9 protein-coding genes are annotated in these 7910 nt (G+C 61.0%); all 9 read right to left on the reverse strand.

The features are described from left to right. Window positions 1-155: 155 nt before the first annotated feature. The 9 genes from UB90_RS18745 to UB90_RS18780 all read right to left on the reverse strand — a co-directional run bounded on the left by UB90_RS18745 (window position 156) and on the right by UB90_RS18780 (window position 7864). Complete coding sequence (locus UB90_RS18745) at window positions 156-1163, reverse strand: ABC transporter permease (RefSeq protein WP_065324955.1); 1008 nt, start codon at window positions 1161-1163, stop codon at window positions 156-158. Then, entirely contained in the window at window positions 1163-2257 is a 1095-nt protein-coding gene (locus UB90_RS18750) for an ABC transporter permease (RefSeq protein ID WP_065324954.1), read from the reverse strand. Before UB90_RS18750 ends, UB90_RS18745 begins: the two co-directional genes overlap by 1 nt. After that, the gene (locus UB90_RS18755; RefSeq protein WP_065324953.1) at window positions 2258-3787 is read right to left on the reverse strand and encodes an ABC transporter ATP-binding protein; all 1530 of its coding nucleotides are present in this window, start codon (window positions 3785-3787) and stop codon (window positions 2258-2260) included. It abuts the gene before it with no gap. Between the two features lie 191 nt (window positions 3788-3978). Beyond that, window positions 3979-4974 carry a BMP family lipoprotein gene (locus UB90_RS18760; protein ID WP_005640862.1) on the reverse strand — a complete coding sequence of 332 codons (996 nt, stop codon included), beginning with the start codon at window positions 4972-4974 and terminating at the stop codon, window positions 3979-3981. A gap of 136 nt (window positions 4975-5110) precedes the next feature. Continuing rightward, window positions 5111-5548, reverse strand: coding sequence for a ribosomal protein S18-alanine N-acetyltransferase (gene rimI / locus UB90_RS18765; RefSeq protein ID WP_009175685.1), 438 nt, complete (start codon window positions 5546-5548; stop codon window positions 5111-5113). Further along, on the reverse strand, window positions 5541-6188 hold the full coding sequence (gene tsaB, locus UB90_RS18770; protein WP_065324952.1) for a tRNA (adenosine(37)-N6)-threonylcarbamoyltransferase complex dimerization subunit type 1 TsaB: 648 nt from the start codon (window positions 6186-6188) through the stop codon (window positions 5541-5543). The genes rimI and tsaB overlap by 8 nt, the downstream gene beginning before the upstream one ends. A gap of 87 nt (window positions 6189-6275) precedes the next feature. Next, window positions 6276-6665, reverse strand: coding sequence for a GFA family protein (locus UB90_RS22600; RefSeq protein ID WP_456293455.1), 390 nt, complete (start codon window positions 6663-6665; stop codon window positions 6276-6278). Further along, on the reverse strand, window positions 6655-7218 hold the full coding sequence (locus tag UB90_RS18775; protein WP_005653064.1) for a NifU family protein: 564 nt from the start codon (window positions 7216-7218) through the stop codon (window positions 6655-6657). Before UB90_RS18775 ends, UB90_RS22600 begins: the two co-directional genes overlap by 11 nt. Before the next feature lie 328 nt (window positions 7219-7546). Next, a complete protein-coding gene (locus tag UB90_RS18780; protein WP_065324951.1) occupies window positions 7547-7864 on the reverse strand; it encodes a hypothetical protein in 318 nt (105 codons plus the stop codon). Between the last annotated feature and the right edge of the window lie 46 nt (window positions 7865-7910).

Consider the following 7910-nt stretch of genomic DNA (forward strand, 5'->3'; position numbering starts at 1 on the left):
TGGTTCGACCATAGAACAGGCTGATATTGAAAGCGACAGCCCGCGACAGAAAAACGCCCCCGCGCTCAGGACTGAGGCGGGGGCGCTACAGCGCGTGCTAAGGCGTGCGGCGTTTGCCCGGAGTTTCGTCACCAAGCTGGGCAGTGACGTTTGCTTTAGCGTTCCTTCACATAGGGCTGACCACCGGCGCGCGGCGGGATTGCTTTGCCGACAAAGCCTGCGAGGATCACCACGGTCAGTACATAGGGCAGGGCGTCCATCACCTGCACCGGGATCGACACACCGCCGAGCTGGATGCTCTGGAACCGCAGGGCGACCGCTTGCAACAGACCAAACAGCAGACAGGCCCCAAGCGCGTGCCAGGGGCGCCATTTTGCAAAGATCAGGGCTGCCAGCGCGATATAGCCGCGACCGGAGGTCATTTCCTTGACAAAGCCCGCCTGAAGGCCGGTGGCGAGATAGGCACCGGCGATGCCACAGAGCACGCCCGCAATGCCGATTGCGGCAAAGCGCAGCCCGCGCACGGAAACACCGGCGGTGTCCACGGCGGCTGGGTTTTCCCCCACGGCGCGCAGGCGCAGGCCAAAGCGGGTGCGAAACAACACCCACCATGTCAGCGGCACCATCAGGGCGGCGACATAGACCAGAATGGAATGGCCGGAGATCAGCTCGGACCAGATCTGCTGGATTACGTTGGCCTCGCCAATCAACTCGCTGAGGGGGCGGCCTGCGGCTTCGGCTTCGGAAGGTCCAATGGCGAAAGGCAGTTCAATCCCGTTGAAGCGCCCCTCGGTCAGCAGCGAGGGCGTGCGCCCGCCCTGACGAAACCAGCTCTCGGCAATCAAGACCGTGAGACCGGAGGCCAGAAAGTTGAGCGCCACGCCCGAGATCAGCTGATTGCCACGGAAGGTGATCGAGGCCAGACCGTGCAGGCCAGAGAGCAGCATGGATGCGCCGATCCCGGCGAGAAGGCCAAGCCAGACATTCCCGGTGACGGCGGCGACGGCGGCAGAGAAAAACGCCGCCATCAGCATTTTGCCCTCAAGGCCGATGTCGAAGATGCCCGCGCGTTCCGAAAACAGACCGGCCAGACAGGCCAGCAGAAGCGGCGTCGCCATGCGCACGGTGCTGTCGAGCACCTGAATGAGTGTCAGGAAATCCATCAGGCGTTCTCCTTCCGGAAGGCGAGGAAGATCTTTTCAATCGGCATCCGCACCATATTGTCGAGCGCGCCGGTGAACAGGATCACGAGCGCCTGAATGACCACGATCAGCTCGGACGGGATATTGGTCCAGAGCGCCAGCTCCGCGCCGCCCTGATAGAGGAACCCAAAGAGGATCGCGGCGAGGAAGACACCAAACGGGTGGTTGCGGCCCATCAGGGCCACGGCAATGCCGATGAAGCCCGCGCCTTCGGTGGCGTTCAGCACCAGACGCTCGGCCTCGCCCATGACGTTGTTGGTGGCCATCAACCCGCAGAGCGCGCCGGAGATCAGCATGGTGATCATCACCGTGCGCACCGGCGAAATACCTGCGTAGACCGCACCGCGCTCGGATTTGCCCAAGGCGCGGATTTCGTGGCCCAGCGGCGTGTGCCAAATGAGGCCCCAGACCACGATACAAGCGGCGATGCCGACAAAGAGCGTGACATTGGCGGGCGCGGATTTGGAGAACTCAATACCGATTGGCGCGAGAATCTCATGCAGGGAGGGCAGTTGCGTGCTTTCGGGGAACTTGGCGGTGGCCGGGTCCATCGCGCCCTTGGGCTTGAGGACGCTCACCAGCATGTAGTTCAGCACCGCTGCCGCGATAAAGTTGAACATGATGGTGGTGATGACGATATGGCTGCCGCGTTTGGCTTGCAGGTAGGCGGGGATCGCGGCCCATGCGGCACCAAAGATCCCGGCCCCCACTGCGGCGACAAGCAATGCAATCGACCAATGCGGGAAGGGAATATAGAGGCAGACTAGCGCCAGTCCCAGCCCGCCGATCATCGCCTGACCTTCACCACCGATGTTGAACAGACCGGCATGGGCGGCGACCGCCACCGCGAGGCCGGTAAAGAGGAAATTGGTGGCATAATAGAGCGTGTAGCCCCAGCCATAGGTGGACCCCAGCGCGCCATTGACCATCAGGTTCAGCGCCTCCATCGGGTTTTCGCCGATCAGCAGGATCACGATTGCGGAAATTACGGCGGCCAGCAGCAGACTGATCACCGGGATCAGCACCACATCGGCCCATTTTGGCATCTTTTCCATTTACGCGGCCTCCCCCGCGACGCCGGCCATCAGGAGGCCGAGTTCTTTTTCATCGGTTTGATCTGCGGGGCGTTCGCCCATGATCTTACCGTCAAACATCACCGCAACCCGGTCGCTCAGCGACAGGATTTCCTCAAGCTCCACCGAGACCAGCAGGATCGCCTTGCCTTGGTCGCGCAGCTCCATGATCTGCTGGTGGATAAACTCGATCGCGCCGATATCGACGCCGCGGGTGGGCTGGCCGATTAGCAGGAGGTCGGGGTTGCGCTCAATCTCGCGCGCCACGACGATCTTCTGCTGGTTGCCGCCGGAAAAGCTCTTGGCGGCGAGCCAAGGATTGGGGGGGCGGACGTCGAATTTCTCCATCTTGGCCTCGGTGTCGGCGCGCAGGGCGGCGTTGTCGAGGAACAAGCCCTTTTTATAGATGTCCTCGCGGTGATAGCCGAAGGCGACGTTTTCCCAAGCATGGAAGTCCATGATGAGACCCTCGCGCTGGCGATCCTCGGGCACATGGGCGATGCCTGCGTGACGGCGGGCGCGTGCGTCCGAGCCCTTGCCCGAAAGTGGCAGTGGCTGGCCGTTGATACGGATGCTACCGGTGCCGTCGCGCATACCGCCAAGCACCTCCAGCAGTTCCGACTGTCCGTTGCCCGCAACACCCGCAATGCCAAGGATTTCGCCCGCACGCACGGTGAGGTCAATGTCTTTCACGCGCTGCACACCGGCACTGTCGACGACCGAGAGCTTTTCGATCTCAAGGATCGGCTTACCGGGGGTGGCGGGAACTTTATCGACGCGCAACAAGACCTTACGGCCCACCATCAGCTCTGCGAGCTGCTCGGGGCTGCTTTCGGCGGTCTTTACGGTGGCGGTCATCTGGCCGCGCCGCATCACCGAGACGGTGTCGGTATATTCCATGATCTCGCGCAGCTTATGCGTGATCAGGATGATGGTTTTACCTTCCGAGCGCAGCCGGTCGAGAATGCGAAACAGCTGGTCGGCCTCGGCCGGGGTCAGCACCCCGGTGGGTTCGTCCAGAATGAGGATCTCGGCCTTGCGGTAGAGCGCTTTGAGGATCTCAACCCGCTGCTGCATGCCAACGCCGATTTCGTCGATGCGTTTGTCGGGATCGACATAAAGCTCGTATTCTTCCTCCAGCTCCTTCAGCTCCTTGCGGGCACGAGAGAGCGAGGGCATCAGCAGGCCGGAATCCTCGGCGCCGAGCACGATGTTTTCAAGCACGGTGAAATTCTCAACCAGCTTAAAGTGCTGAAAGACCATGCCAATCCCGGCGGCGATAGCGGCCTGACTGTCGGGGATCTCGGTTTTGGTGCCCTTGATCCAGATCTCGCCTTTGTCGGCCTTATAAAATCCGTAGAGAATGCTCATCAGCGTGGATTTACCCGCGCCGTTTTCGCCGATGATCCCATGGATCGTACCGGGCTGGACGCTGATGGAAATGTCCTTGTTCGCCTGGACGGGGCCAAAGGCCTTGGAAATGCCTTTGAGTTCGATTGCTGGTGCCGTCATCGGGGCTCCCCTGTCATCTCATCGCCGGTTCCCGCGTGCGAATACGCGGGGATTTCATGATCATGTTAAGAAGGACCGGGACGGGAAAAACCAAACCCGGAGGGCACGCGGGACGCGACCTCCGGGCCATATGCAAACGCCCCGTCCGCCGGGCAATCAGCCATGGGCGGAGCGGGGCGCGGATCATGTGATCAGAAGTTCAGAACCGGGCAGCTGTCGTCGCTGGTGTAGTTGTGAACCTTGATGTCGCCGGCGATGATCTGTGCCTTCGCCTCTTCGACAGAGGCCTGCATCTCATCGGTGATCAGCTCTGCGTTATACTCGTCCATTGCATAGCCAACGCCGTCGTCAGACAGATCGAGGGTGACTTTGCCGACTTCGAGATCGTCGCCAGCCATCAGGATGTTGTAGACCGCAACGTCCACGCGTTTCAGCATGGAGGTCAGCACCTTGCCCGGATGCAGGTGGTTTTGGTTGCTGTCGACGCCGATGGAGAGGATGCCTTCATCGGCAGCAGTTTGCAGAACGCCCACGCCGGTGCCGCCAGCCGCTGCGTAGATCACATCCGCGCCCTGAGAGATTTGCGCCTTGGTCAGCTCGGAGCCTTTAACCGGGTCGTTCCAAGCTGCCGGGGTGGTGCCGGTCATGTTGGAAATGACGGTCGCATCCGGGTTCACAGCTTTGACACCCTGCGCGTAGCCGCAGGCGAATTTGCGGATCAGTGGAACATCCATACCACCGATAAAGCCGACGGTGCCGGATTTGGAGGCTTCAGCCGCCAGCATGCCCACGAGGAAGGAGCCTTCGTGCTCGGAGAAGCTCACAACATGGACGTTGGGGGCATCGACCCAGCCGTCGATGGTGACAAATTTGGTGTCGGGGTAGTCACCGGCCACGTCTTCCAGCGGCGCGCTCATGGCGAAACCGGTGGTGATGATCGGGTTGGCGCCGGATTCCGCGAAACGACGCAGCGCCTGTTCACGCTGGGCTTCGGACTTCATCTCAATCTCGAGGTACTTGCCGCCAGTCTCATCCGCCCAACGCTTGGCACCGTTGTAGGCCGCCTCGTTGAAGGATTTGTCGAACTTGCCGCCGAGGTCGAAGATGACAGCCGGGTTTGCCAGTGCGGTACCCGCGGTCAGCGCGACTGCCGCAGCTGCGCCCATGAGCGATTTCATCAGGGTCATTCAGTTACTCCCAGTTTTTTCTTTTTTGCCCCGCGTGGCGGGCGTGTCCGTTCAAAAAGGTGGAGCGATTTAGCCTGTTGCGCATGCCCGGGGTCAACATTTTTTTGACCATCCGGTCTAAAAATATGCACTTCCGTCAAGGAAGGCTCCGTTTCATGAGCATGGCATCCGCCGCTGCAGCCTGTGGTCGCGGATAATAGGCCTTTCGAATCCCAACAAGGCCGAATCCGCAGGCTGAGTATAGCGCCTGTGCGGCGGTATTGTCTTGTGCGACCTCAAGAAAAGCCTCCTCTGCCCCGCGCGTCGCCGCGTCATGCATCCATTGTTGCATGATCTTGAGGCCAAGGCCCTGCCGCTGATGTGCCGGGTGGGTGGCAATGGTGAGCAATTCGGCCTCACCTGCGATTTCGCGAACAACTGCAAAGGCGCGGGCATCGCCGGTCAGAGTGGTGAAACGATCTGCCAGAAGCTCTGCAAATTCCTGCGCGGACCACGGTCGGGACTGGGTAAAGGCCGCCTTATGCGTGGCCGCGAGTGCTTCTGGGGTGGTGTGCGGAGGGACCGGATCAGTCATCGAGCAGGGCAGGCGGCTGCTCGCGCGAGGGGGCGGCATCGGCCTCGCGTAGATAGAGCGGTGCTGGTGCGGGCAAATCCGGTTGTGCTAAGCGGGTGGCCGCAACACGGGCGATGGCCTCGGCTGTGGGGTAGCGTGCCTCCGCCACGGTGCCACCACATCGCGCGGCGATCTCATCCGCGCGGTGGCCAATGCAACGGGCACCGGTCGCCAGTGGCGGCAGGTTGTCTGTGGTGAACAGGCCGGGGTGCTCAGAGTCAATTTGCAGATACAGGTGGTCGCGGCGCGCATCGAGGCTGGAGATCACCGGTTTTTCTTGCCCAAAGGCTTGCGCCTCAAGACTGGAGACACCGATCGCGGGCACATCAAGTCCCAGCGCAAGGCCGCGTGCGGCAGAGACTGAAATACGGATGCCGGTGAAATTGCCCGGGCCTATGCCAACCGCGATGGCGTCCAGATCCGCCCATGTCACGCCGCCTTCGGTCAGGAGTTCCTCGAGCAGTGGCATCAAGCGTTCCGCCTGACCCTTGGCCATTTCTTCGCGGCGCTGCGCCAGAACGCTGTCGCCGCGCAACAAGGCCGCCGCGCAATGGGCCGATGAGGTGTCAAAACCCAGGATCAGGGGGGCGTCGGTTGGCATCTCGAATTAGTCTCTGTCGTCTGTGGCTGCGTTCAACCGGTCTCTGGCAGAGCTGCCGGCCCGTGGCAAGCCATCCGCCACATGGAGTCACGGCAGAGCGCTGTCTGCATGGCTGTGCAGACGTGGTGCGAGCTCAGCCGCTTGCGCCTGATCGAGAATACCGAGGGGAATATAGGTCTGGCCGGGTAAGTAGTCGAACCGTGCCGCCAGTGGTGAGCCGCAATCCGTGCAGTTCCAGCGCCAGACACCGGGATTGACACAGGTGGCCTTGTCGACAGGCAAGGGCGTTGCGATTGCATTGTCGCAAAAGGCCGCAAAAGCCGCAAGCGGCGCTCCGGTCCAACGTCTGCAATCTATGCAGTGGCAGTAGGAGGAAGTCGTTGGCGGGGCATGAAACAAGAGCCGCGTCCCGCCACAGTAACAGCGCGCCGAGTAGGGCGCTTGGGGTGTTTCAGCCGGGGTTGCCTCAGACGGCAACCGGGCGGACCTCGGTCACTTCGGGGATGTAATGGCGCAAGAGGTTCTCGATCCCCATCTTGAGCGTCAGGGTCGAGGACGGGCAGCCCGCGCAGGCGCCCTGCATGTGCAGATAGACAACGCCGCGATCAAAGCCGTGGAAGGTGATGTCGCCGCCATCTTGTGCCACCGCAGGGCGCACGCGGCTGTCCAGCAGCTCTTTGATTTGACTGACGATTTCGCCATCTTCACCGGTGTGTTCGGCGTGTCCGGAGGCTTGTTGCTGACCTTCGTCGATCACAGGCTGGCCGGATTGGTAATGCTCCATCACCGCGCCCAGAACGGCGGGTTTGATGTGGTCCCATTCGACCGAGTCGTCCTTGGTCACGGTGACAAAATCATTGCCAAAGAAAACGCCAGTCACACCGCTCACAGCAAAGATGCGCTGCGCCAGCGGCGATTTTGATGCGGCCTCTGCGGAGGGGAAGTCGGCGGTGCCTGCATCCAGAACGGTCTGGCCGGGCAGGAATTTCAGGGTCGCCGGGTTCGGCGTGGATTCGGTCTGGATAAACATCTCGGCTCTCCGTCAGGTTGACCCGGCACTCAGGGATGTCCGGGGCCTGTTTCGTTTTGGAATGGTTCTAAATTAGAGGCTGCGGCGCAAATTGCAAGGGCTGATGATACCTGAGAAAACAAATGAGCGCGCTCAAGAGAGCATAAGTTTGCGCAAGACTTGTCAAGGGTGAAACATGCTGCCTGACGCGCCGTGGGGTGGTGGTTGTCCTGATCATCAGCACGGCGCGCGGGTGTGGTCTTGCTCGGTTATAACCTGCTTCGGCGGGCAATGCTATTGCGGAAGGCACACAGAGGCTGCTCAGATGTGGCGACATCTAAGGAATGGGTTATTTTGCCAAGCGTTTTAGCGCCTTAACCCCGGTGACACTCTCTGTGTTGTCAAAGTGAATTAAGAGCTGGACGCGCAAATTTGGCTGCCAGATCCGCCTGCGGAGGCCAAATGTCAGCAATGCCGCTCGATCTCCGGCGCGTAGCCCACCAAGATCGGTTCCTGCGGGAAGGCCTCGTGCGCGCATATCCACCAGCATCGGTTCATGCGCACCCGTTGCTCTCAGGGTTTTGTTCACGTCCTGCAGGGGCAATCCAATCAGGATTTCGCGCAGTTGGGCCTCCAGGTCTTGTGGAGCGGTCGCAGCTTTTAGCATCCAGATCTACCTCCGCTGGGGTGTTATCTAGGTCATGTTGACAAAT

Origin of the sequence: Tritonibacter mobilis (assembly GCF_001681715.1) — a bacterium.
GTDB classification, from domain to species: Bacteria; Pseudomonadota; Alphaproteobacteria; order Rhodobacterales; family Rhodobacteraceae; genus Epibacterium; species Epibacterium mobile.

What these genes read in the sequence shown, in the direction of transcription:
- UB90_RS18745 (WP_065324955.1), bottom strand. Translation starts at nt 1,163, where the DNA reads ATGGATTTCCTGACACTCATTCAGGTGCTCGACAGCACCGTGCGCATG.
- UB90_RS18750 (WP_065324954.1), bottom strand. Translation starts at nt 2,257, where the DNA reads ATGGAAAAGATGCCAAAATGGGCCGATGTGGTGCTGATCCCGGTGATC.
- UB90_RS18755 (WP_065324953.1), bottom strand. Translation starts at nt 3,787, where the DNA reads ATGACGGCACCAGCAATCGAACTCAAAGGCATTTCCAAGGCCTTTGGC.
- UB90_RS18760 (WP_005640862.1), bottom strand. Translation starts at nt 4,974, where the DNA reads ATGACCCTGATGAAATCGCTCATGGGCGCAGCTGCGGCAGTCGCGCTG.
- rimI (WP_009175685.1), bottom strand. Translation starts at nt 5,548, where the DNA reads ATGACTGATCCGGTCCCTCCGCACACCACCCCAGAAGCACTCGCGGCC.
- tsaB (WP_065324952.1), bottom strand. Translation starts at nt 6,188, where the DNA reads ATGCCAACCGACGCCCCCCTGATCCTGGGTTTTGACACCTCATCGGCC.
- UB90_RS18775 (WP_005653064.1), bottom strand. Translation starts at nt 7,218, where the DNA reads ATGTTTATCCAGACCGAATCCACGCCGAACCCGGCGACCCTGAAATTC.
- UB90_RS18780 (WP_065324951.1), bottom strand. Translation starts at nt 7,864, where the DNA reads ATGCTAAAAGCTGCGACCGCTCCACAAGACCTGGAGGCCCAACTGCGC.